Origin of the sequence: Shewanella sp. NKUCC05_KAH (assembly GCF_019345585.1) — a bacterium.
GTDB classification, from domain to species: Bacteria; Pseudomonadota; Gammaproteobacteria; order Enterobacterales; family Shewanellaceae; genus Shewanella; species Shewanella oncorhynchi.
Genome location: NZ_JAHKQZ010000001.1, coordinates 210433 through 235622 on the forward strand (window position 1 = coordinate 210433; position 25190 = coordinate 235622).

The following is a 25190-nucleotide window of genomic DNA, read 5'->3' on the forward strand; positions in this document are numbered from 1 at the left end:
TTAGGCTTCCTCAGCTTCGGCGACAAGCTTGTCTTTCACGTGATAGATCTCGGCGCCCGAGGCAGCAAATTGTGCCGATTTTAGCGCCATTGCCGCTTCCAAATCCTGCGGCGTCTTGATTGTGACTTGCATGGCTTGGGCAGCCGCTTCAACTTGCTCCGCTTTCGCTTGTGCCGCCTCTAAGCCAGCGGCATAGGCGCGCACATCTTGGGTGATTTTCATCGAACAAAATTTAGGGCCGCACATAGAGCAAAAATGCGCGACTTTAGCGGATTCCTGCGGTAAAGATTCATCGTGATAAGCACGCGCGGTTTCAGGATCGAGTCCTAAGTTATATTGATCTTCCCAGCGGAATTCGAATCGCGCCTTTGCCAGCGCATTATCACGAATTTGCGCACTCGGATGACCTTTGGCCACATCGGCGGCGTGGGCTGCAATCTTGTAAGCAATCAAACCTTGCTTAACATCTTGTTTATTCGGTAACCCTAAGTGTTCTTTTGGCGTGACATAACACAACATAGCGCAGCCGTACCAAGCGATCATGGCCGCGCCTATGCCGGAGGTGAAATGATCATACCCAGGTGCGATATCGGTGATTTGCGGGCCAAGGGTGTAAAACGGCGCTTCATCGCAGTGAGCTAACTGCTTGTCCATGTTCTCTTTAATGAGCTGCATCGGGATATGTCCCGGCCCTTCGATAATGGTTTGTACGTCGTATTCCCATGCGATTTTGACTAGCTCACCTAAGGTTTCAAGCTCTGCAAACTGGGCTGCATCATTAGCGTCGGCAATTGAGCCTGGACGCATACCATCACCTAAAGACAGGGATACATCGTAGGCGACGCAAAGCTCACAGATCTCACGAAAATGGCTGTAGAGGAAGTTTTCCTTATGATGGCTCAAGCACCATTTGGCCATGATTGAACCGCCGCGGGAAACGATCCCAGTAACGCGTTTAGCCGTCATCGGCACATAACGTAGCAGTACACCAGCATGAATCGTAAAGTAATCAACACCTTGCTCAGCTTGTTCAATTAAGGTATCGCGGAACACTTCCCACGTTAAATCCTCTGCCACGCCGTTCACTTTCTCCAGCGCTTGATAAATCGGCACTGTGCCAATGGGCACTGGCGAGTTACGGATGATCCACTCGCGGGTTTCGTGGATATAACGACCTGTGGATAAATCCATTACCGTATCTGCGCCCCAACGGGTAGACCAGACGAGCTTTTCCACTTCCTCCTCGATGGAAGAGGTCACCGCCGAGTTACCGATATTGGCGTTCACTTTCACCAGAAAGTTACGCCCGATGATCATAGGTTCGGCTTCGGGATGGTTAATATTCAGCGGAATAATCGCGCGGCCACGGGCGACTTCAGCGCGGACAAATTCGGCGGTAATCGGTTCGCCGACTAAGGCACCAAAGGCTTCGCCCTTGGCTTTACGATTGAGGATTTCATCCTGTACTTCGGCAAGTGCCATGTTCTCGCGGATCGCCACATATTCCATTTCTGGCGTGATAATCCCTTGACGGGCATAGTGTAATTGACTGACTCGTTTGCCCTGCAGCGCTCTGCGTGGGCGGACAATGGCACTCGAGCCTGCCTCAAAACGCAGATGATCTAAACCGTCGTCGGCGAGTCTTTGTTGGGTAAAGTCTGAGGTCGCGCAGGATAATTGCTCTGTGTCGTTGCGGGCTAGGATCCAGTTTTGTCTTAATTTACCAAGGCCTAGACGCACATTGATGTCGGCCTCAGGATCGGAATAAGGTCCGGCGCAATCGTACACGCGGATTGGCGGATTTTTTTCCATGATGGGCGCATCATCTGTGCCGCCGACCAGGGTGTCAGTCTGCAGAATTTGCCGCATGCCAACGCGAATATCGGCACTGGAACCCTCGAGATAAATCTTTTGTGAATTAGGATGTTGCAGTGGCGCTAGCGTATCGATAAAGGCTTGGGCCTGCGCACGGGTTTCGCGGCGACTCGGCGCCTTAGGCACGATTGATTGACTAGACTCAGTCGATTTATTAGGGATTGTCGATTCTAGCGCTGTGATTTCTATCGCACTGGCAGCTACAGCTACAGCTGGGTTTGGGTTTGAACTGGACATAAGCAATCTCACGTTAAAAAATGGAGTTGCTTGTCTGGAGAATTGGGTTGTTGATAGCTGGACATGGTAATCAACTTTTGTGGCCAACACTGGCTTCAAAAATTGAGTTACCCTGCTCAATAACAATTAAATCTAAACATTAAGGCTTAAAACACTGCTGAGTTAACAGGTGTTCAAGCCGTCTATTTTGGCGATTTAATGTGTGTTATTACGCTTGTTTCCTTCGCAGGTTTTAACCTGATCAGGTTCAACGGATCCCGAATAAACGGTCTCAGCCAAGAGGCACTCCGACAAGATGAGTGCGCAGTATAGACAGAAGCGGCAGCAACAAACAAGGAAAAAAGCAATTAAAAATCTTAACCACCAATCCAAAATAAAGATTCATAATTAATTGTTTTTAATTTATTAAATAAAATGAAACTAAAAAATCTATAATTAGCATGAAAATAGATCATAAAAGAAAGCAGCTATTGATGGGGTTTGAGCATCATTTTATTTAATCGAGATTGAATGGCATCATCAATAGCTTGATTGATTTTTTTGCCACTGCAGTTAATGGGAAAACCTAAATTTTCGGCGTTAGGATTAACTTGAGTGCCGACTTGTACCACGCGATAACAAGTATCCCCTTTACGCACAATACGATTTGGATCTAAGGGTAAATCTTGGCTCGTTGTGCCACCGAAATCATCGGCGTTAGGGACAAATAACACCTCCATCTCAGGGCTCATTTCACTCATATTCGATTTCCGGGTGAACTTATCGGCCTGTTCAATGACGAGATCATCGAGCGCTTGCTCGCGCTGACGTTCAAAATATTGCTGGGTGAATAAACTCATGCTTGAGCTTGTCGCTATTGTGCTCTCACCTTCTGCTGCGGGCGAACTCTTAGCACCAAGCTGCGGCTTTAATTCTGAGGTATCCAAGGTATTCGTTGTTTTTTTTGCCATCGCTTCAGTGGGTTGAACTTCACTTGGGGCAATTGATTGAGTTTTCTTTAATTGAGATTGGCTCGATTGAGTGATGTCCGGTTTAACTGTATCCGGCTTCACTTTTTCCGACTCTACTTTTTCAGAGACGGCCTTTTCGGGTGCTATTGTTTCAGGCATGACCTTTTCAAGTATTGGCAGAGGCTTCACTTGAGTTTGAGGTGTGGGAACAATTGTAGGCGTAACAGAACTTATCGCTTCAGTCTTATCCTCGGCCTTGATCTCAGTTTTGGACTCCGAGGTTTCGGCTTTCTCTACCGCGGGAGCATAAATAAAGTAAGCCTTGATCGCTGTCACTTTAGGGCCACGGCTTTCTATTTCCTTCAATCCAAAGGGATTTAACTGCGGGCGCCACAAAATGCAGATAAGTAAAAATAAACACGCATGCACTAAGAGCACAAAAAATAACAAACTGAATCCTTTGAAATACGGCTGACGAGCACGCAAAACTGATCCCGTACCCAATCCCTGAGCACTAGTTTGTATCGTCCCAGACAGTTCAGGTTTAGATTCAGACTCAGGAACCAATTTATGTTGATGTTGATGTTGATATTCAGCACGGATTTCTTGCAGTACCAAATCTTGGGCTTGCTCTTGGTCTATAGCTTGGGTGTCATGCTTAGAGGCTGAATGATCTGCATCGCTATTGAACGCTAATGTCTCCGCATTAGTGGTAAAAACAGGCGTTTGAGCAGCATCCAGTTCACCGAGGTGATGATCAAATGCGATAAAAGTCTCACCTTCTGGCGATGTGGCCGAAATCAGCAAAGCACTATCAGCATCATCTCCAATCGCTATCGCTGTAGGAGATGCTGTCAATAAAGGCGCGGCCTTGGGTTGATGTTGAAAAGGCAAAATCCATCCTTAGGTTTTGTATAGTATCCATTGATTTCAATGATGCTTAACGTGGAACGATTGCACTCTAATTCAATATCAATCCAATATCGGGTTGGTGAATATTGAAAGCGAATTACCCAATAATTGCATTTACTTACGAGTGCTCAACGCAGATTAGAGGAGGCAAACAGAGCAAAGTTCAACGCGAATACAACACGCGACAAGCACAGTACTTTACGCCAGTGCTTGATAAGTCACTTGCCAGTTAAGACAAATAAGGCTGGGAATTGGGATCATAATCGCGCTAAATTGAATGTTAAATCTCACGTCTTGAAGCGAGTAGCATCATCAATGCGATGCACTGATGGGAGTGCAAGACGGCGTTAAAAATCTAAAAGATGAAAAATAGAAGCCAACCATAAATTTAAGCTTACAAGTGTACGCTTAAATATGGTGATTTATTTTTCTAACTGATAGACTCAGTCATTATCGTTTACGAGTGTGTACCTACCATGTCGAGTGAAAGTGTTATCGAACAGCCAAATACAGTTAAAAACCCGGTAAAATCTGGACCATATAGTATCAAAGAAGAGATCGCTAACAGTGTATCCCATGGCCTAGGTGTCATTGCGGGGATCGTGGCATTGGTCCTCATGTTGCTTAAAGGTCAAGATCACCTAACGCCAATTCAACTTACGGGCGTAACCATTTATGGTGCGAGCATCATAGTGCTTTTCCTATGCTCGACGTTATATCACAGTGTTAGCCATTCAGGCTGGAAACATAAACTGAAGATCGCCGATCACTGCGCTATTTACTGTTTAATTGCAGGGACTTACACACCTTTGATGCTGATAAGCCTACAGGGGACACAATCGGTAGTGATTTTAACGGCCATTTGGTCGCTTGCAATTGGTGGGATCCTATTTAAGACACTGTTTATTCACAAATTCAAAAAGTTAAGCTTAGTCTTGTATCTCGCTATGGGCTGGCTATGTGTCACTGTGATGGGCGATTTAACGGCGGCGATGTCAGAGGTAGGGTTTAATCTATTGATCTTAGGTGGGTTATTTTACACTTTAGGTGTTGTGTTCTACGTCGGGAAACGCATTCCATTTAACCATGCCATTTGGCATTTGTTTGTGCTTGGCGGTGCCATGAGTCACTTTCTGTGTATTTATCTGACTGTTATTTAACTGACAGTGATTTATCTATGGGTCAAAGCTAAAAGTCGTTAATTATCTATTCAAGCACTTCCTCGAACGCTCTCTCAAACATCGCAATCAAGTACGGCTATTCAATTCAATAAATAGCGACGCTAATAGCGTCGCTTGTTCTGCTCTGCCACACTGGCGCCAAAGCGCAATAATGCATTCTGCAGTGCACAAGCCTCCTTCTTGCTGATTACGCCGCAATATAAAGGCGGATTCAGGCATAAGTGGCGGCAAACTGACTCGTGCAGCCGTTTTAAGATAGGGGCTCTGGCGCAGCATCTTACGCGCCTCCTGCCAAGTCGCATCTAAAATCACCACTTGGCTCGGCATTAGTTGTGCTGCTATCACTGTAGATTGCGCTGGTGCTAAAAAGGCTTGTGAGTTCGAGAGCGCTGGCTCAGCTAAAACCGTATCTAAGGCATTATGATCAATGGGCCCTGTGTGCTCAGTATCGCTTGCAGGAAACAACAGCTTGGCTTGCTGAGATGCCAGCATTGCCACTAAATCGTTATCAGGTGCCGTTCTCGACCAAACGATGCTTTTCACCTCTTCAGGGAATGCGGCTAACGCAAGTTGGCCAGTATTCGTTTTGCGAGTTAACTCGCGTTCGTGGGTCAATAAAATAATCTGCATTGCCTTCCTTGCTGCGGCAAAAGAGTGAGAAATAGCCTTAAACATCCACAGACTCAGGCACAGACTCGAAGCATATCCGCTTAAAAGATCAGGTTAAAATAACGGCGTTCAATCGCCAACAAGCCAACTAAGTTTGACGTGAAATAAAATCATATATTAAACACATGATTTAAAATGATAAAACTTACAAACATTCCAACACTATCTGTTTTAGCAGAAAAGTTTCACGTTCTATTGATTGGCCTTTATGGGGATGATTACGCTGAATATCTTCATTATGGGCGATAGCTTGATGGATATTGAGCCATTGAGGTCGCATGCCATTTTTAATCTCATGGGCTTCTAATCGAGTCTCACCTAAACCACGCTCGCCCAATGTGATGTCAATACTGCACACATAACAGAATGACTCCATGTGCACTACATTCGCTCCTTCACGGTACCAAGGTCGAAACTCTTCATAGCGACCAAAGGGCGCTAACACTTGAATGTCTAAGGCACCGGTTTCTTCCTGAAGCTCGCGGATCAGTCCATCTTCGAGACTCTCGCCATCATCAATTCCGCCTCCGGGTAAGCTGTAGTCGCGGTATTTTTGGGTATAAAGTAGCAAAATGTCTTCACCCGATAACACTATCGCGCGGGCAGCTCTGCGGTAAAAAACGCGTGCCGTCTGTAGGTTAACCGCAGGATCTTGGGTGGTTCTCAATAAACGCATAGTCGTAGCCATTTGCCGAAAAGGAGTCGAAGCATAAACGAAAATGCGCCAAATGCAGATCAAAAACTGCCACAGAGGCAATAATCACACTCACTCCAGTCCGAGTGATTAATAGGTTTTAACGATTACAAGATTGATTGTTAACGGTTTATGCCAAAGTAATTTTACCCATAATATTAACAACGAGATCGCGATGCATCATCTCTTTCGCCTGATCCTCATCGTAGCTGCTCATCTTTGGTTCTCATCTTAGTTCTCAGCGTAATGCCCAAGCGGCAAAATGCTCAAGCGCATTCAAGCTCACTCATACTCACTCAAGAGCTGGGCCAATTGTTGCTGATAGGCGTGAATAATTTCAGGAGTTTGCTTGTGCGCCGGCATTCGTTGGTAATGGCCAATCACCTGCGACAGGTAGCGGTGTGCTCGCGGCAAACTTGCTTCATCTAACGTCTGCCACATTAACGACCCAGTAGCAGTGATAGGCAGACCATTTGGAGCTGCGATTGTACTGACATGGAGGATTTCGTAGAAACGTTGATTCTCTTCCAATAAGTGTTCCGACTTAAGCACTAGACCTAAGGCTGAGAGTGATTGCCTAACGTGATAATTATGATGCACGGGACACAAAATAAACTCGAGGTGCCGCTGTGGGTGTTGAACTAAGATTGCCCGCACTAAGTCCACCAGCAGTTCACCGCCCACACCAGCGATGATAATCAACTGTTTATCTTGGACACGGGTTTGCCCGAGCGGTAAAGCTGCAACATCGAGACAATGCACTTGCCACTGAGTATGACGATATAAGTTTGAGTTTGGTTCTTGGTTTGACTGTGAGTCTATGTCTGGGTTTAAGTCTGGATCTGAGTGTGGCGCTAAATTGGGATTAAGGCCTGATATCTCTGCGGGAAAGAAACGCTGCAACCGCAGTTCAAGCGCCTGCATTAGCGAAGGCACACAATCGACAAAATGCACTTGGCGAGCAACATTCCTTTTTAACAACAGCATACCGAGCAAACCATGATCGCAGCAGCAATCCCAAATATGATCGTAATGACCAGTGATCATACTGTCTATCTGTTGTAAACGTTGGCTAATTTTCACGGTTTGACCTTACTACTGCGGCTTTTAATGCTGTTAATCCCACTATAAATCGCACTTTGCCCTGCACTTTTAAGAAAAAAGAAAGCGCGCAGTTTACTCGAGTCAAAAGCAAACCACATCTTTTGTTCGTGCCCTCGCAGTGCTTCACGTCACACCTGTCACGCCACGCCTTAATGTGGTGAATACGTATGCAGGCCGTTGCGGTTAAAAAGCCATCGCCACTAGTATGCTGTGAGTCACATTCATTATAAAAACAAGGATCAAGGAATGTTCATCAAGACCAACCCTATTCAGTTCACTCGCAGCGACTTAACTGCCCGTCACGTAACAGACTGCCACTTAACAAACAGCCACACTCGCCAGAGCTCATCGTGCCAAAAGCTATCGCAAGCGCTATTAAGCCCTACAGCCATCGCCCTTGCGGTCACGAGTCTTTTTAGTGCCAACGTATTTGCCAAAACCGTTACCGTCAGCTCACCCAACCAACAAATTCAAATCAGCTTGAGTGACGATACAGGCCGCCCCGAATATAAAATCGATTTTCACGGCAAGACAGTCATAGAACCGAGCCGCTTAGGCTTAGTTTTTCAATCCCTTGGCGAACTCGGTCAAGGATTGCAGATAAAAAGTAGCGATAAAAAAAGTGCTGATGAAAAGTGGCAACAACCTTGGGGCGAACAGGAATGGATCCGCGATCAGCACAATCAACTAACGGCAGTATTAAGTAATGGCAAGGTGCAACTCGAAATCGAATTTAAAGCCTTTGACGATGGGATTGGCTTTCGCTATCACTTAGCCCAACAAGCAGCCCTGCCCGCCAATTCGCCGCTATCCATCACTGACGAGTTAACCGAGTTCAATGTCGGCAATAGCGCTAAAGCCACAGCATGGTGGATCCCTGCCCGCGGCTGGAATCGCTACGAATATTTATATCGCACCACAGCGCTTAAAGACGTCGATAGAGCCCATACCCCCTTCACCTTTAAACTCGCAGACGGTACGCACTTAAGTATCCACGAAGCCGCCTTGGTGGACTTTGCCGCCATGACCTTAGATCAACAGCGCGATGGCAAACTTAAGGCCGATCTCACGCCTTGGTCAGACGGTATTCGCGTCAAAACCCAAATGGGTTTTTATACGCCGTGGCGCACTATTCAAATTGCCGACAAAGCAACTGGGCTGCTCAATTCGCACCTCATCCTAAACCTCAATGAACCCAATAAACTCGGCGATGTTACCTGGGTAAAACCAGGGAAATACGTCGGTATTTGGTGGGGAATGCACTTAAACGAAAATACCTGGGGCTCTGGCCCAACCCATGGCGCAACCACCAGTGAAACAAAGCGTTATATGGATTTCGCCGCTAAATATCAGTTTGATGGTGTACTGGTAGAAGGTTGGAATGAAGGTTGGGACGGCGACTGGTTCCACAACGGCGATCAATTTAGCTTTACCAAGGCCTATGCTGATTTCGATCTGCCCGCCATCACAGCCTACGGAGCAAAGCAAGGTGTACGTTTAATCGGCCACCATGAAACCGCAGGTTCAGTCACGCATTATCGCGATCAAATGGCTGATGCCTTCGCCCTGTATGAGCAGCATGGTGTTACTCAAGTCAAGACGGGCTATGTCGCCGATGGTGGCCAAATCAAGCGCATAGATGACAAAGGCATTACCCGTCACGAGTGGCACGACGGCCAGTTTATGGTCGGTGAGTATTTGCACAATGTCACCGAGGCTGCGAAACACCATATCAGTATCAATACCCACGAGCCGATTAAAGACACTGGCCTGCGCCGAACCTATCCAAACTGGATCTCCCGCGAAGGTGCCCGCGGCCAAGAATACAATGCTTGGGGTAGCCCACCAAACAACCCTGAACACACGGCCATGTTACCCTTTACCCGCATGCTTGCGGGTCCAATGGACTTTACTCCGGGGATTTTTGACTTAGCGCCCAAAGGGTTGGATGCAGAAAATCGTGTGCAGACCACGTTGACCAAACAGCTCGCCTTGTACGTTGTGCTCTATAGTCCAATCCAAATGGCAGCGGATCTGCCGCGCAATTATGAAAAGCACTTAGATGCCTTCCAATTTATCCGCGATGTGCCCACAGATTGGTATCAAAGTGTCGCGCTGGCCGGTGAAGTCGGTGACTATGTTGTCTTTGCCCGCCAAGCGAAGGCTCAAGGTGATTGGTACTTAGGCGCACTCACGGATGAAACCGCACGCAAGGTCACGGTTAAACTGAATTTTCTCTCCCCGAATAAACGTTATCAAGCACAAATTTACCGCGATGGCTCAAATGCCGATTGGAAAACCAATCCCTATGATTATGTGATTGAAACAAAAGAGGTGAGTACTAAAGATAGCCTAAACCTCGCACTCGCCAGCAGTGGCGGCACGGCAATAAGGTTCAAAGTGCTTTAGGTTTGGTTTTAAAATCAGTGCGTTAACAACGTGTTTAAACGAATGTGAAAATACAGAGTAAAAAAACAGAAAGTCACCAAGGATATACCTTGTCTTTGGTGACTTTTTATCGCCAACTAACACCAGTTGATCCCAGTACAAACGTAAAAGTTGATCATGGTCGAGGCGTCTATTCAGCTAGTGCCAATTAGCTGTCAAATCGGTATAAACCGAATAAACAGGTTGTAAATGCTTCTGGCTAACCAGCAACAGCATAGACAGACCATGCCAGTCCAAGGCAAATGCGTACAAGCAACACAGGTGCAAAAATGCCTCAGTTAGATTAATCTGACCTTCCTTTACTTGCTTATGGTGCTCAGCTTGCGATATCGGGCAAATTTATTAGAAATGCGCAGCTTTAAACGTTTCGAAACTGAACTCGCGCACTTAGGCTTTAGCCATTTTAAACCCTTAGCGCCACTTCGCCCTTGGGTGCAGCGCTACTTTCATTTGCGCGTTGCGACTGATTTACCGCAGAACATTGAACAGACATTTTATCCAGACGGCGGCACTAGCCTGCATTTCTATTTCCCAACGCTAACTCAAACGCTCAGCGGCGATGAACCTCAAGTGTTATTTCATTGTGGTCAGAGCCGACATTCCCACGCCTTTTTACCAGGAATCGAGCTGATAACCGTTCGTTTTCACCCCGGCGGCGCGTTTCATTTACTTGGCATTGAACTGCAAGATATTCTGTCTGCCGCATCAGTGACGGCTATTGATGCGACGCAATTGCAGCTAACAGGATTGGATCAACTGCTATCGAAACTGGCGGAAACCAATCAGCCAGCCCAACGCGTCGCCCTACTTGAGCACTGGTTATTGCAGCTCACCCAGCAGCAATGTGAGGCGGCCTTATCTCGACATAAAAGCGCTATGATTGGCTTAGTGCAGGCGAGTTTACCAAAGCTTACTCAAACCCAAGCCAGTTTAGAGGATTTCTATAGGCAACTGCCCCTAAGTCGCCGCCAGTTTGAACGAAGATTTAAACAAGAAACCGGATTGTCACCCGCGCAGTTACTGCAATTAAACAGAGTCAAAATAGCCCGAAACTTACTCAGCCAATCACCTAACCTCAGCCTAGTGCAAGTCGCATTCGATTGCGGATTTTACGATCAAGCCCATCTACATCAACACTTTGTTCGGGTGACACAGCAAACTCCAGGACAATACAAAAAGCGTAAAATGTCGCAAATCTCCAATCCTACATAGCGCTAACAGCTTAGATTGAAGCCTCAGCTTATAGGAGGCTTTTATGTCAGAACGTATACCACGCCAGCAAATTTACCAGCTACAACCCACACTCGCTAACGCACTGCTCAGCTTAGACAAAGCGGCCAGTGATTCCCACTTTGCACCATTACTGGTGCATTTAGTCAAGCTCAGAGCATCGCAACTCAATGGCTGCGCGTTTTGTCAGCGAATGCACGCCGAGGAAGCCAGAAGCGACGGTGAAGAACAGCTGCGTTTAGATTTACTTGCCGCTTGGCAGGAGGTCGATGGAATCTTTAATGAACGGGAACGTGCAGCGCTACTCTGGACAGAAATCTTAACCCAAGTTGCTACTGCCCCCGTGCATGACAGTCAATATGCGGCGCTTGCAGAGCATTATTCCGAGAAAGAAATTGTCGACCTCACCAGCTTAATCATTGCCATTAATGGCTGGAACCGCGTCGCGATTGCCTTCCATTTACAGCCCATCTAGCGGCAAATAAAAAGGGCACCGAATCGGGTGCCCTGCTTGTTAATATCACGATGTAGTTCTTATCACTATGCCGTTTATATAGTTAACTTAATGTCAGTGCCACTATTTTAAGTGGATGATTGTCATCGAACGAAGGGAAATCCTCATGGGGATCGAGCCAAGTGTGCATAGTGACTGTACGGCCTTGTTTTTCAACGCAGCGCACTAAACTGTCGAACCATGCTTGGCGCTCGACTTTCGCCACATTGTTACAGCAAACGATAGTGCCACCGACTTTGGTCGCCATTAATGCGGGCTTAAACAAACCTTGATAATCATTAACCAAATCGACAATACCAAAAGCACTCTTGGCATAACGCGGCGGATCGAGGAACACCAGATCAAACTGGGTTTGCGCCAATTTGGGATAACTCGGTAATTTTTGATTGCGACGCCCTCCCACACTCAAGCCTGCCAATTGGCGCAATGCCGGAAACGCATCACTCTGCACAAACTCACATACATTCGACACCTGATTTAACGCCGCATTCGCTTTGCCCGTCGCTAAAGCAAAGGAAGAAAAATCAACATTCATCACCTGAGTCGCGCCGCCGATAGCTGCCGCAGTACCAATGCCGCAAGTGTAGGAAAACAAATTCAGCACAGTTTTATCTTGGCTGTGTGCCCGCACATATTCGCGGCCAATACGCATATCGAGGAATAACAGCGGATCTTGTCCTTCGTGGCGCAGTTTAGTGCTGAACTTGATGCCATTTTCCTGCATTACTCGCTCAGAACTCGCAATCTCTGTCAGTGCGGGTGATAAGGCATTCAATACACGGGAATGGCCTAAAGAACGATCGTTATACACAATCGGCAAATCGGCCTGTTGCAGCAAAACAGCGCTAATATCGCTCAACTCTTCGTCAGTTAAGGTCTGATGAAAACTCTGCACTAGCCAAACATCGCCGTAGCGATCGACATTCAAGCCACTGACGCCTTCGACTGTCCCATGGAACACCCGAAAACAATCGGTTTTATCCTGTTCAGCTTGTTGTAAAAAATCATGGCGTTTCGCCAGAGCCGTCGATAACAGCGTTTGAATAGACATAAAAAGCGGGACTCGCGCAGCGGAAACCTGCGTAAGGTTTCAAGAGGGAAAACGGCATAATACCAAACTAGGCCGCAGAATATCGGAAAAGTTCGCCCCAAAAACAGCATAAACACCGACTAACACCCAAATGGGGAACTCTATGTCCCCCAACCCGCCAAACCTGTTATAACGAAGTGCGCAGATTAATTTTCAAACAAAGATGTAGGTTAAATCACTTCAAGCAACGGCTCTAACCCTGGCGCCGTTTTAGTCGGCACAAACTCTATCACCTCAAACTCAGCGACATCGGCAATGCAGAAAGGATCTTGCTGCAAAATAGCCTCTAGCGCCGCGCGACTTTCAGCCTTGGCGAGGATGACGCCACCGGTACGTGGCACCTTACGACCCGAGGCGACAAAAGTCCCTGCGGCATAATACTCATCAAGATAAGCAATATGGGCGGCTAAATGTAACTCCACTTCTGCAATTGGCTTTTTATAGGTAAGCGAGACAACAAACATAGGGATCCTTTAATCAACTGAAAAAATTTAAAATAATCGAACGAAAAACGCTTAATCTGGCGATCATCATAAGCTAAGTACCTATCTGATCCCACCATATCTAGGCTGGCTATTATCATAGTGCAGAGTGCGCGACTTTCGAGTCAAGCTATCGGCATCCGTACTGGATATTGATTGCATCCTGACTCTGATTAAGCCCATTGAATTCGCCGTCAGTTATGCTGCGGTTGATTTTATCACTCAGTTAACATCCGCAATAACAATACACTTTTATCTGAAAAATAATGCAATGACTGATCATCAAGTATTCTAACAATATGAGAGAGTTATTTGAGCATTCCAGCAAGCCTATAACTATTGATAAACTGTCCAAATGCGTTACATCTATGTTTCCATCCAGTTACTAAGCCATGATGAATACGTATGTAAGCAGTTGTGCAAAAATCTACGCCGAGGCTACTATAAATCCGCTCGTTTCACCCTCTGCTTGTGGGGTTTGAAATCTGTGAGGTCGTTTCTGATAGGGTTACATACAAGGATTGCTATCAGGCTTAAGTTCTTTCTGCTGACTGGCTTTAGGCCACTCACTTGGGCTACCCCCTTTGAATTAAGGTGTTAGGTCCAAATTTGAAATGAATTTATCGGCGAATATGCTTCTGAGGGAGGAGTATATTCGCCATTTTTTCACAGAGTACACTCATTCATGGCATGCGCGAAACTACCATGAATAAGCCATGAATCTGACTCTTAGCTTTTATTGTATGCTCTTGGCTGTGATGAAATAGCTCACCACATAAAAGCAAAGTACAGTGCCAATCCATTGCTAGGCAAAACAATTAAAACAATAAGCACTCAAGGCAGAACGACTGCCGGCAACAGAAAGGAAGTTCAATGTCTTCGAATCACCAGCAAGATCCTCATCAAGCCGCAGCGCCTCAGTTGCCGTATGCCTTCAAGCAACAACCTGAGCTGAGTTTCTGGCAAATTTTTAATATGTGTTTCGGTTTTTTAGGTATTCAATTTGGGTTTGCCCTGCAAAATGCCAACGTCAGCCGCATTTTTCAAACCTTGGGGGCTTCTATCGATGAAATCCCCATACTGTGGATTGCCGCGCCGCTAACGGGTTTATTGGTTCAACCTATTATTGGTTATTTGAGTGATAACACCTGGGGACGCCTTGGCCGTCGCCGCCCCTATTTTTTGATTGGCGCGATTTTTACTACCCTTGCCATTTTTATCATGCCGCACTCGCCTACCCTGTGGATTGCCGCAGGCATGTTATGGATTATGGATGCCTCGATCAACATCGCCATGGAGCCGTTTCGCGCCTTCGTCGGTGACAATTTACCGAAAAGCCAGCGTACCCAAGGCTATGCCATGCAAAGCTTTTTCATCGGTATTGGCGCTGTGGTCGCTTCGGCCTTACCCTATATTTTGACTCACTTTTTTGATGTTGCGAATACTGCACCAGCGGGTGAAATTGCCGATTCAGTGCGTTATGCCTTCTATTTTGGCGGCACAGTATTATTGCTCGCGGTCACTTGGACTGTCGTATCGTCAAGAGAATATTCCCCTGAAGAATTAGCCAGCTTTAACGCAAAACAAGTCAATGCTGAAGATCAAACCTTAGCCCGCACTCGTACCCGCAAGGATTATCAATTTGCCTCCTTCGTGTGGATGGGTCTCGGCGCCCTGCTCACCTTCACTATTTGGGCGCAGGATTTAGACAAGCAACTGTATATTTTGAGCTTAGGGATTTTCGCCTTTGGCCCATTACAACTGTATTGCGCGCTGCGTTTGGGCAATTCACAACCCGCTGAACGCAATAAGCTCGGCATGGTATTTAGCGTGGTCGATGACTTGTTCCATATGCCCAAAGCCATGCATCAACTGGCGATCGTGCAGTTTTTCTCTTGGTTCGCACTGTTTGCCATGTGGATTTACACCACAGCCGCCGTGACGTCTTACCATTTTGGCAGCAGCGATGTGTTGTCCCAAGCTTATAACGACGGCGCAGATTGGGTCGGCGTACTGTTCGCCTCTTACAATGGTTTTGCCGCCATTGCGGCGATTTTTATTCCTATGCTGGCTAAGCATATTGGCATCAAGCTGACCCACACAGTCAATATGTTCTGTGGTGGTATAGGTTTGATTAGTTTCTTTTTTATTAAAGACCCAAGCCTGTTATGGCTGCCTATGATAGGTGTCGGTATCGCGTGGGCGTCAATTTTATCTGTGCCCTACGCCATGTTGTCGGGCATGTTACCCCCGCAAAAAATGGGCGTTTACATGGGGATTTTTAACTTCTTCATCGTCATCCCGCAGCTTCTTGCCGCCAGTGTGCTGGGTTTAGTGCTCAATGGTCTGTTCGATGGTCAACCTATTTATGCACTGATCACAGGTGGCGTCTTGATGATGTGTGCAGGCATTGCCGTATTATTTGTCGACCAAGACATTGTCGAACAAAATAACTCAAATAATCAAAGTGCAGCGATGAACCGCAAGACCCACTCAATCACGAAAGCCACAAGCAAATTAACGAATAAAAGTTAGCTCTTTATAACAGCGATACACATTAGGCGATATGCAGAAATGCATGTTAAGCGCGGTGAATTCAGTCATTTGGCTAATCACAGCAGCATAAAATATCTTTATCAATTCAATCACTATAAAAATAAAACCATTATTTGGGGAGAACGAGATGGAATCGAGTCCTACGCCGCAGCAGGATCTGCACACCAACCAAAACCGTCACACACAAGCGTTAACAAAGCGCAGCCGCCTAGCGCTTGCCGTCGCCGCAAGTCTATTAGGGACAATAGGGTTCACAGCCTGTTCACCCACATCGAATTCAGCAACAACTGCCACAAGTGTGAATGCCGCGCCAAGTGTCCAGCAGGTTGCGCCCGGCGCACCGGGTAAAGCGCCGACTTGGGCATTTTCGGGTAAAACTGGTATTGGGACGTCTTACGAGCCTTATACCCAAGGTCAATACCAAGATGCCAAGCAAAATCCCATTAGCCGCGTTTGGTTCTCCCTCGCCCAAGGTATTTTAACCGAAACCATGTATGGTCTTATCCATAATGCGCAGCTCAAAGAACTGCAATTTGTGGTCACAGGTAATGGCTTTGTCGATACCGAAAAAGAGAACACTATCAGCAGCATAGAATATTTAGATACAGATGCTAATGGTCGCCCGCAATCCCTTGCCTATAAAATTATCAATAAAGATGTTGAAGGTAAGTATCAGATTGAAAAGCATATCTTTACCGATCCCGACCGCGACACTTTGATGATGCGTGTCACCTTTACCGCCTTTGAAGACGGCATTACACCGCATTTGTATGTCAATCCGCATATCGACAATGCGGGCGCCAATGATATCGGCCGCATCGACACTCATACAAAGAATCAGGCGCTGGTGGCCTATACCGCCGCCAAAGACAGTAGCGTAATGACGGTAAAATCCGATCTGAATTTTGTGCAGGCAACCACTGGCTTTGTCGGCGTCTCCGATGGCCTAGCCGATTTGGCCGATAACGGCAAACTCGATACGCCCTATCAAACGACCAGTGCGCAAGATAAATCGACCGTTGGCAATATCGCCTTTACCGCGAGTTACCCTACGCTCATCAAAGCCAAACCCGTCACTTTTAATCTCGCCATCGGTTTTGGTAAAGATGAAACACAGAGTTTAGGCAATGCCGATGCCAGCTTAGCCGCAGGTTATGATGCTGTGCTCAGCAAATACAACACCGGCTGGCACGATTACTTAAACTCACTGTCCGCCATTGCTAACATGGCTAACAACACCACAGATAGCGGCAAGCTGCTGTATACCAGCGCTATGGTCTTGAAAGCGCAGGAAGATAAAACCTATGCGGGCGCACTGATCGCTTCGCTTTCTAACCCTTGGGGCGATACGGTTTCGGCAGCCGTGCCGAGCACTGGCTATAAAGCGGTATGGCCGCGCGACTTTTACCAATGCGCCATGGCATTCCTCGCCATGGGCGACACGCAAACGCCCAAAGTGGCCTTCGAATACCTGAAAAAAGTGCAAGCGACCGAAAAGACGCCCGGCTTTACGGGTACGCCGGGTTGGTTCCTGCAAAAAACCCATGTGGATGGCCAAATTGAATGGGTTGGTGTACAGCTCGATCAAACCGCCATGCCGATCATGCTCGGCTGGAAACTCTGGCAAGCGGGCGTACTCACCCCTGATGAGATCAGTCACTGGTATCAAGAGATGCTCAAAGGTGCAGCGGACTTTTTGATCAGCGGCGGTGACGTCAATCTGGATTGGAATCACACCCAAATCACCCCACCTAAAACTCAGCAAGAACGTTGGGAAGAACAAGCGGGTTACTCCCCCTCGACAACGGCTGCCGTGATCGCCGGTCTTGTTGCCGCGAGTGAAATTGCCAAAGAAGCTAAAGATATTACTTCAAGCGCCCGTTATCTTACCGCCGCCAAAGACTTAAGTCATAGTTTAGAAAAACACTTAGTCACCACCCAAGGGCTATTGAAAAACAGCGCAGGCATCAGCGCGCCCTACTATTTACGTTTAAGCCCGAATGGCGAGCCAAATACTCGCGATACACTGGCGGCAAATAACGGTAAGCAAGGTTTAGATCAACGTCAGATCCTAGATGGCGGATTTTTAGAACTAGTGCGTTATGGCGTGCGCGGTGCAACCGACAAGCTCATCAATCAAAGCCTTCAACTGATTGATAATAAAGAGCTTGAACCAAATCTGCGCCTTAAATATGAGTTTACCGCCAAAGATGGCAGCACTATCCCAGGCTTTAGACGTTATGGCAACGACGGCTACGGTGAGGATACGGTTTCTGGCAATAACTATGCAGAATCCGGCAACAACAGCGCCGATCAACGCGGCCGAGTCTGGCCCTTCTTCACCGGCGAGCGTGGTCATTTTGAATTAGCACTCGCCCAAGCAAAAGGCGAGCTAACAGGCAATAACGCGCAGCAAACCAAGCAGCAGTTAATCAACACCTATGTGCAAGGCATGGAAACCTTTGCGAATGCGGGCATGATGTTACCCGAGCAAGCGTGGGACGGTGTCGGCGATGCCACCCGCTATCATTACCAACTCGGACAAGGCACCAACTCTGCCACACCGCTTGCTTGGACCCATGCCGAATACATCAAACTGGTGCGCTCAATGACCGATGGCCAAGTCTGGGATTATTACCCTATCGTCCCTGCGGCATTAAAATGACAAGTTGAAATAGCCAATTAAAATAGCGTATTAGCTTAAGACACTTTGATAAATTGCAGGCTAGAACAACATCCTAGATATTGTTCTAGCTTTTTTATAGACGGTTTTATGATGCCTGATTTAGCTCCCGCTTTTCATAGGCTTATGCTGCGGGTAATCTTGCGGCGTGCAACCAAATTGCATTTTAAAAGCGGCACTGAAACTGCTGACACTCAGATAACCTAAACTATGGGCCACCATAGTTGTGCTCTCCCCTTGGCTTAAGCTCTCAAGCGAATTTAACAAACGAAACCTTTGCCGCCATTGTCGATAAGTGAGCCCAGTTTCAGCTTTGAATAGTCGCTCAATCGTTCTCACACTCGCGCCGCCCATTTCGGCTAACTCGGTCAGTGAGTAACTCACTTTTGGACGTCGGATCAGCGTTTGGATCAAGCGGCTGAGTCTTGGATCTGAGCCAGCAGGTAAATGGGCATCCAGACTGTCCAGAGTTTGGAGCTCATCGATGGCAACCAAACCCAGCCGATGCAGTTGTCCACTGTCCATAAGATGTGAACTTTCACAAAGTTTAAGCACTAATTCACGCATCAGCGCTGTCATAGTCACCATCACCACTTGTGTATCCTGTGGCCTAACGCCATAACTAGGGTCAATATAAATATTGCGAGTATGGGCGTGGGTTTCACTGTTCACTTGATGGGGCAATTTGCAAGGGATCCAAACGGCATGGGTTGAGGGTACCACCCAGACGGCATTTTCACTGCGAACACGTAACAAGCCTTTGGCGGCCCAAAGTAACTGACCCCGCGGGTGCGAGTGAGGCTCGATGCCCGCTTCCGCCGCCATATTGCGAGTATGGGTCAGCACGGGCCGATTGGCATCTATGATAAACGCCGCATCACTGGGTGTTAACAATGTCGCTTTAGGAACATACTTTGACATATTACCTTCTTAAAACGCCAAACCAAGTCGGTTATCTTAGTAGGCATCTTTTACGTATTCAACCCAATAGGTCGGTAAGCATGAAACGTTTTATTGGCGTTAAACAGCTAGCGTTTTTCAGTGCACTGTTGATCGCTACTTTACTTGCGCTTTTTCCGCTAAGTCAGCATCCCGCGGTGTTTTCCTACAGCGCAGGCGTAGTGTTAGTGACCTTGATGTTTTGGAGCACAGGTTTCTTCCCGCCCTTTATGGCGGGGTTAATCTTTTTTGCCCTTGCCACCATTTTTAAACTCATTGAGCCGAGTATACTTTTCTCCGGATTCGGCTCAACTGCGGTGTGGTTAATCATTTCGGGGTTTGTGATCGGCAGTGCAATCACTCAGTCAGGTTTAAGTCGCAGAATGGCCAGTTTGATTGCCCCAATACTGACCACAAGTTATCCACGCTTAATTGCGGGTTTGGTCTTTAGTGCTGTACTGCTTGGCTTTGTGATGCCCTCATCCGTTGGCCGTGCAGTGGTACTGGTGCCTATTGGTATGGCGTTAGCCGAGCAAGTCGGTTTTGCTCGTGGTAGCCATGGCCGGATAGGCATTGCGACCGCCCTGGCACTGGCGTGTAACATGCCCAGTTTTGCCGTGTTGCCCGCGAATATTCCCAACATGATATTAGCGGGTTCCAGTGAGAATCTATTCAATATCCACTTTGGTTATACTGAGTATCTCTTATTGCATTTTCCAATCCTTGGTTTACTCAAATCGATATTGATTGTGGCGCTAGTCGTTTTCCTATTTCCTGCAAAAATTGATAACAACCAGCCTGAACGCGTTATTGAAAAAGAAGCTTATAACCTTGGTATGCAAAAGAAAGTTGCACTGTTACTGGCGATTACTTTGCTCTTTTGGGTGACTGACTCGCTGCACGGCATCAATCCCGCTTGGGTAGGATTAACGACGGCTATCTTGTTATTGCTCCCCAAATGGGGAGTGCTTGAGCCTAAGAGTTTTAATAGTTCGGTGGATTTGTCGACCGTCATTTTTGTCGCGGCGGCCTTAGGTCTGGGAGCATTGGTCAATCACTCCGGGCTCGGCACTGCGCTAGGTCAACTGTTCAGTGAATGGTTACCCTTGCAGCAAGGGGCATCGTTCCTGAATTTTATGTCGTTATCGTTAATCGCGACGCTAACGGGATTAGTGGCAACGGTTCCAGGCGTGCCGACTGTGTTATCCCCCATGGCGGCAGACTTTGCCAATGCAACTGGCTTCTCCACCCCTGCGGTATTAATGACGCAGGTGATCGGTTTCTCAACCGTGATTTTTCCTTATCAGGTGGCTCCTTTGATTTTGGCGATGCAATTATCCCAAGAGCCATTAACTAAACTACTTCGCATCACCTTACCTCTAGCGGCAATAACTCTAGTTGCACTTATTCCACTGGATTATCTGTGGTGGCTATGGCTCGGTTGGATAGCCTAAACCCTCACCATTGGCGGTATTCATGCCGCCAATGGTGGATTTTAGAGCGGTTATATCAAGAACTCACAAGGCCCACGTCCAAAGCGCGATGCTCAGGTGACTGAGTAAAGCTCAATTACTTGATCTTGAGTTGGTAAACACTTGTGGTGCCACTGACTTCATTGCCTATGATTAACAAAGGATTACCGTTAGGGCTTTTATCGGCACTGACAAATTTCATCCCTTCTGGCCCTAAATCACCCGCCAATGTTGCATCACCTTTGACTGCACCTGTAGCGGTATCGACAACGAAGTCAGCTTCAAAATCACGATTCACAACATAGTCGACAAAATGCACATCAAAAGGATTAGTCACGTCATAGATCATAAAGCCAGAGGTACGTTCTAAACCAACAAAGGCATATAGTCGTTGACCAATTTGGCCTAGGGCTAAAGCTTCTGGCTCTGGCCCCTTGTCATCGCTGCGACTATCACCTTTATTTTCTTCGTTGTTATTGTTGAATTTATCCCCCAGTAGTGCGGCGGTAATACGTTCAAAATCACTGCCACTGTCAAACACTTGCTGACCATCAGCATTCCAAATCGAGAATGAACGAGCACCAAAGCTCATGACTTTGTCGTAGTCGCCATCCTTATCATCGTCCCCCATGCTCGTCGTTACCTTGAGACGCGCTAATTGGGTTTTATCTTTTGCGGCGGCAAATTGTGGGTGATTCGGGTCGAGCACTAAATCCCCTGCGCGGGCTTCTTCCGAAAAAGCCGCATAGTCACGGGAGTCACCTTCATTCGCAGTCACAATAAAGTCAGTGTTATTCCAACGGTAGCTAGCAAGGGTATCGGGTTGATACATGCCGTACACCCCTGTGTAGCTTTGCTGGTTAACAAGATTATCTTTGTCACTCGCATCAATTTTATTCACATCAAGCCCGTAATCTTTGAGGCCTAGCGGTAAAATCTTCGAGACTTTCGCATTGGCGATATCAATCACGGCAATAGCATTGTTCTCTTGTAAACTGACAAATGCACGGCGGTTATCTTGGCTAATGGCGATATATTCAGGTTCTAAATCCTGCGCCACACTCGCCATTGGGCCATTAATTTTAATGTCAGCGGTGATTTCAGTTGCACGCGCACCGCCCTGATTAAACGCACTAAAATTTATGATGGTCGCAGTAGCTGCGGGCTTACCGTCAGTAATAGCAATCAACGCAACACTGCCTTCAGGATCTAAGGTATAAGCAGGATTAGGTTCGCCTTCATTGGCCACAAGTAAGGTTTTACCATCGTGGGTGAACACTACATTATCGGGTAAAGCACCGACTTCGACGGCGCTGATAAACTGCGGAGCATCTGTGCCATTAAGCTGATAAAAAGCCACAAAACCATTGGCTTGGGTTTCATTGCCTGCAGCGTCACCACGCTCAATGGCAGCCGCTAACAAGTTGCCTGAAATACTCACGCTGTTCACGCTACCCATAAAGGTTTGACCCACATCCTTAGCAACATCGAGTTCTGCTAATTTTTCGAGATTATTCAATGCTAAAGGATCTGTGGCGTTTGATGCAGTCGCTAATAAGCTGCCATCGATAATATCGACTTTGCCGCTAATCGCATTGACCACAAAAATACGGTTTGAAGCACTATGATATTCAACGATTTCGGCGGCACTTAAGCCATAAACGCCAGTCTGATGACGACCAATTAACTCAGCTTTTAAGCTTGCAGTTTGTGGCTGGCAAACATATTGGGTTTGCGCGACTGCAATTTCACTGTTATCCAATTGTCCATTATGATTGGCATCTAATCCGGTATCGATACGCTGACCACCAGCGGGACAATTTGCATCACCGATAGTTAATGCGGTCACTTTAACCAGTGAATTTAAGCCGTTGTCGCCTTTATCACCTGCTGCGCCATCATCACCGCTGCAAGCACCGAGTAATAAGCTCGCCATAATGGCGGCTGCAAGCGGGAGTCGTTGTGTTTTCATCGTGTCATTCCTGAATATTTTATTTTTAGTAGGGTGAAGCTAAAGCCCACTAAATTAGTCAGCATAAAAGACACCTAGATGACAAAGCAGTGACACTCAGATGACAACTAACACTTTTGAATGAAGCATATTGGAGGATAACGGCTCGAGCCGCCAAGGCTATACCTCGATTATCGAGACTTACTACTTAGTTACAATTTAATCGGTAAAATACGGTAAAGAAATCATCGCAAAGATTGGTTTATTTGTCCTAGCGCTTTACTATGCTATTGCTTAATGCCTTACCGTGAAAATTGATCGAAGCACAATTCACTTTTCCCCAAACACTGCCAATTAGCGCAAGATGCTGGCTAAAAATGGACGGATTAGAGTGAATTGTCCTAGTACAATTTAAACCACGCCGCATAACCCTGAGAAATACGCTTTCAATTCTTTCGCCACCCGAGGTAACAGTGGACCCACAATCACAACCTTCTGCCCATAACAGTAGACGTATACCGAATTTAGCACTGCTTATTCCCATGCTAGCGGCGATTGTCGCGATCACACCATTAGCCATCGACATGTACTTACCTGCGATGTCGACATTGGCCCTTAGTTTTCATACCGATATCACAACAGTGCAACAGTCCCTGAGTATCTACTTAGCAGGTTATGCACTGGGCATGTTGTGTTTCGGTCCCTTAGCTGACCGCATTGGCCGTCGCCCTATGGTGATAATGGGGCTGAGTGGCTTTATGCTAACCAGTTTACTGATTGGTTTTGCTGGTCAAGTCGAAGTCTTTCTTGGGCTACGCTTTTTGCAGGCCTTTATCGGCGCAGCAGCGACTGTGGTGGTACCGGGATACATCAAAGAAGTCTATGGCGATAATACCGCCAAAGGTATGTCTTACGTGAGTTTAATCATGATGTTAGCGCCATTACTGGCCCCTAGTATTGGCAGCGTGATCCTCGAGCTCGGTGATTGGCATTTAATCTTCTTCATTCAATCTGCCTATGCCGCAACCCTGTTATTACTCGTGCTGTTTGCGCTAAAAATGCCCAGCGATAAAGATATGGATACCCGCAGCCAAAAATCGTTTCTTGGTGCCTATGCGACCGTATTTTCCCGACCTGGCGTTAAGTTAAACATTGCCAGCGGCGTATTAACGTCTTTTGCGTTTTTCTGTTATCTCACCGCATCACCCTTCGTTTATATGGAAGTCTTTGCCTTAGATAAATCCTATTTTGCCATCTTGTTTAGCACCAACGTTGGCGCCTTGATGTTGGCCAATATCATTAATACTCGCATTGTCGGCCGCTATGGTTCGCTGCGTATGTTGCACGTATCGACCTTTTTTGGCGCTATTGCGGGAGCTGGTTTATTAACCGTCAACCTACTGGATATGAGCTATCATTTTACCGTGATCATGCTTATTCCTTTGATGGGCAGCCTAGGGGTGATGTCGGTCAACGCCGATGCGATAGTGCTGATGAAGTTCAAACAAGAAACCGGAACGGCAACGGCGGTTATTGGCACCTTAAGATTTGGCTGTGGCGCATTAGCGGGGCCGTTATTAGCGGTGTTCTATGATGGCACAGCAGTGCCCTTCTCTGCCCTCATGTTAGGCTCTATTGTGTTAGTCGGTATTTGCCAATTTAATCGTCCAAAACATCAAATACAGCCGACGGTTTAAGGATCTATTTTTAAGGTTCCATGGATACCAATGCCACATCGGCAACACATGTTTGATCGCGTGAAAACAGCGCATTGGCTTTCACTAATGTAGCAAATAATTAACATTTAATCGCAACAGTTAAGTATCTGCTTATCTAACGTCCCACACCAAAACGGCACTTTTAGTGCCGTTTTTGCTTTTTAAGTATCTAACAATCTGAAAAATATAAGATAAGCTCATAAATCAGCCTAGATTACTTGGCGATTCCAGCAAGTTATCCAGCCATTCAAACGTGAAATTGTTTCAAGTTGGTTATTTTTTACATAAAAGGCTTGAAATGTTGTTTTTTTTGAATATGATGAAATTCTGTTCATTGCAACAGTTGCTGCATCCTAAGGATGAATCACTTGTCTTCTACGAAGTCAGTTCAGCATTTCGGAGTCTGAATTACCCTTCAGGCTTAATTTTTAGAGCGATTACCGTCGCTGTAACAAAATACTGTTTACCGTAACGGTACTATGCAA

At 46.7% G+C, this 25190-nt stretch carries 16 protein-coding genes, 1 pseudogene and 1 riboswitch; of the genes and pseudogenes, 8 read left to right on the top strand and 9 right to left on the bottom strand.

Features of this window, described 5'->3' with window-relative positions:
- Window positions 1-2112: a phosphomethylpyrimidine synthase ThiC gene (gene thiC / locus KO533_RS00940; RefSeq protein WP_251073321.1), complete on the bottom strand. Its 2112-nt coding sequence runs from the start codon at window positions 2110-2112 to the stop codon at window positions 1-3.
- A gap of 201 nt (window positions 2113-2313) precedes the next feature.
- Window positions 2314-2412: riboswitch (TPP riboswitch) on the bottom strand.
- Window positions 2413-2579: 167 nt separating this feature from the next.
- Complete coding sequence (locus KO533_RS00945) at window positions 2580-3956, bottom strand: hypothetical protein (protein WP_219252472.1); 1377 nt, start codon at window positions 3954-3956, stop codon at window positions 2580-2582.
- A 494-nt stretch (window positions 3957-4450) separates the two neighbouring features.
- Here KO533_RS00945 and KO533_RS00950 point away from each other — a divergent pair, with 494 nt between their 5' ends.
- Entirely contained in the window at window positions 4451-5134 is a 684-nt protein-coding gene (locus KO533_RS00950; RefSeq protein ID WP_219252474.1) for a hemolysin III family protein, read from the top strand.
- 87 nt (window positions 5135-5221) lie between these two features.
- Here the strand turns inward: KO533_RS00950 and KO533_RS00955 are convergent, their stop codons facing one another.
- The 3 genes and pseudogenes from KO533_RS00955 to KO533_RS00965 form a co-directional block, all read right to left on the bottom strand.
- Window positions 5222-5830 carry a tRNA-uridine aminocarboxypropyltransferase gene (locus KO533_RS00955; RefSeq protein ID WP_219252475.1) on the bottom strand — a complete coding sequence of 203 codons (609 nt, stop codon included), beginning with the start codon at window positions 5828-5830 and terminating at the stop codon, window positions 5222-5224.
- A 139-nt stretch (window positions 5831-5969) separates the two neighbouring features.
- Window positions 5970-6500, bottom strand: coding sequence for an NUDIX domain-containing protein (locus KO533_RS00960; RefSeq protein ID WP_219252477.1), 531 nt, complete (start codon window positions 6498-6500; stop codon window positions 5970-5972).
- 284 nt (window positions 6501-6784) lie between these two features.
- A pseudogene (locus tag KO533_RS00965) lies at window positions 6785-7601 on the bottom strand (tRNA (adenine(22)-N(1))-methyltransferase TrmK).
- Between the two features lie 267 nt (window positions 7602-7868).
- Between KO533_RS00965 and KO533_RS00970 the strand changes: the two are divergent.
- The 3 genes from KO533_RS00970 (at window position 7869) to KO533_RS00980 (ending at window position 11775) form a co-directional block, all read left to right on the top strand.
- Window positions 7869-10031 (top strand): glycoside hydrolase family 97 protein, encoded by a 2163-nt coding sequence (locus KO533_RS00970; RefSeq protein WP_219252481.1) that lies wholly within the window; start codon window positions 7869-7871, stop codon window positions 10029-10031.
- Window positions 10032-10379: 348 nt separating this feature from the next.
- Window positions 10380-11282: a helix-turn-helix domain-containing protein gene (locus tag KO533_RS00975; protein WP_219252483.1), complete on the top strand. Its 903-nt coding sequence runs from the start codon at window positions 10380-10382 to the stop codon at window positions 11280-11282.
- A 43-nt stretch (window positions 11283-11325) separates the two neighbouring features.
- Window positions 11326-11775, top strand: a complete 450-nt coding sequence (locus KO533_RS00980) for a carboxymuconolactone decarboxylase family protein (RefSeq protein ID WP_219252485.1) — start codon at window positions 11326-11328, stop codon at window positions 11773-11775.
- A gap of 82 nt (window positions 11776-11857) precedes the next feature.
- Here the strand turns inward: KO533_RS00980 and KO533_RS00985 are convergent, their stop codons facing one another.
- Complete coding sequence (locus tag KO533_RS00985; RefSeq protein ID WP_219252486.1) at window positions 11858-12865, bottom strand: class I SAM-dependent methyltransferase; 1008 nt, start codon at window positions 12863-12865, stop codon at window positions 11858-11860.
- A 209-nt stretch (window positions 12866-13074) separates the two neighbouring features.
- The gene (locus tag KO533_RS00990) at window positions 13075-13368 is read right to left on the bottom strand and encodes a YciI family protein (protein WP_198572268.1); all 294 of its coding nucleotides are present in this window, start codon (window positions 13366-13368) and stop codon (window positions 13075-13077) included.
- An 891-nt stretch (window positions 13369-14259) separates the two neighbouring features.
- On the opposite strand from KO533_RS00990, the gene KO533_RS00995 reads away from it, so the two are divergent.
- Window positions 14260-15921 (top strand): MFS transporter, encoded by a 1662-nt coding sequence (locus KO533_RS00995; RefSeq protein WP_173244675.1) that lies wholly within the window; start codon window positions 14260-14262, stop codon window positions 15919-15921.
- A gap of 148 nt (window positions 15922-16069) precedes the next feature.
- On the top strand, window positions 16070-18607 hold the full coding sequence (locus tag KO533_RS01000; protein WP_219252488.1) for a glycoside hydrolase family 15 protein: 2538 nt from the start codon (window positions 16070-16072) through the stop codon (window positions 18605-18607).
- 120 nt (window positions 18608-18727) lie between these two features.
- Here KO533_RS01000 and KO533_RS01005 read toward each other — a convergent pair whose 3' ends face one another.
- Window positions 18728-19546, bottom strand: coding sequence for a helix-turn-helix transcriptional regulator (locus KO533_RS01005; RefSeq protein WP_219252489.1), 819 nt, complete (start codon window positions 19544-19546; stop codon window positions 18728-18730).
- Between the two features lie 80 nt (window positions 19547-19626).
- Between KO533_RS01005 and KO533_RS01010 the strand changes: the two genes are divergently transcribed.
- The gene (locus tag KO533_RS01010) at window positions 19627-21018 is read left to right on the top strand and encodes an SLC13 family permease (RefSeq protein ID WP_219252490.1); all 1392 of its coding nucleotides are present in this window, start codon (window positions 19627-19629) and stop codon (window positions 21016-21018) included.
- A 115-nt stretch (window positions 21019-21133) separates the two neighbouring features.
- Here KO533_RS01010 and KO533_RS01015 read toward each other — a convergent pair whose 3' ends face one another.
- Window positions 21134-23008, bottom strand: coding sequence for a choice-of-anchor I family protein (locus KO533_RS01015; protein WP_219252492.1), 1875 nt, complete (start codon window positions 23006-23008; stop codon window positions 21134-21136).
- 452 nt (window positions 23009-23460) lie between these two features.
- On the opposite strand from KO533_RS01015, the gene KO533_RS01020 reads away from it, so the two are divergent.
- A complete protein-coding gene (locus KO533_RS01020; protein ID WP_028759825.1) occupies window positions 23461-24684 on the top strand; it encodes a multidrug effflux MFS transporter in 1224 nt (407 codons plus the stop codon).
- The last annotated feature ends 506 nt before the right edge of the window (window positions 24685-25190 follow it).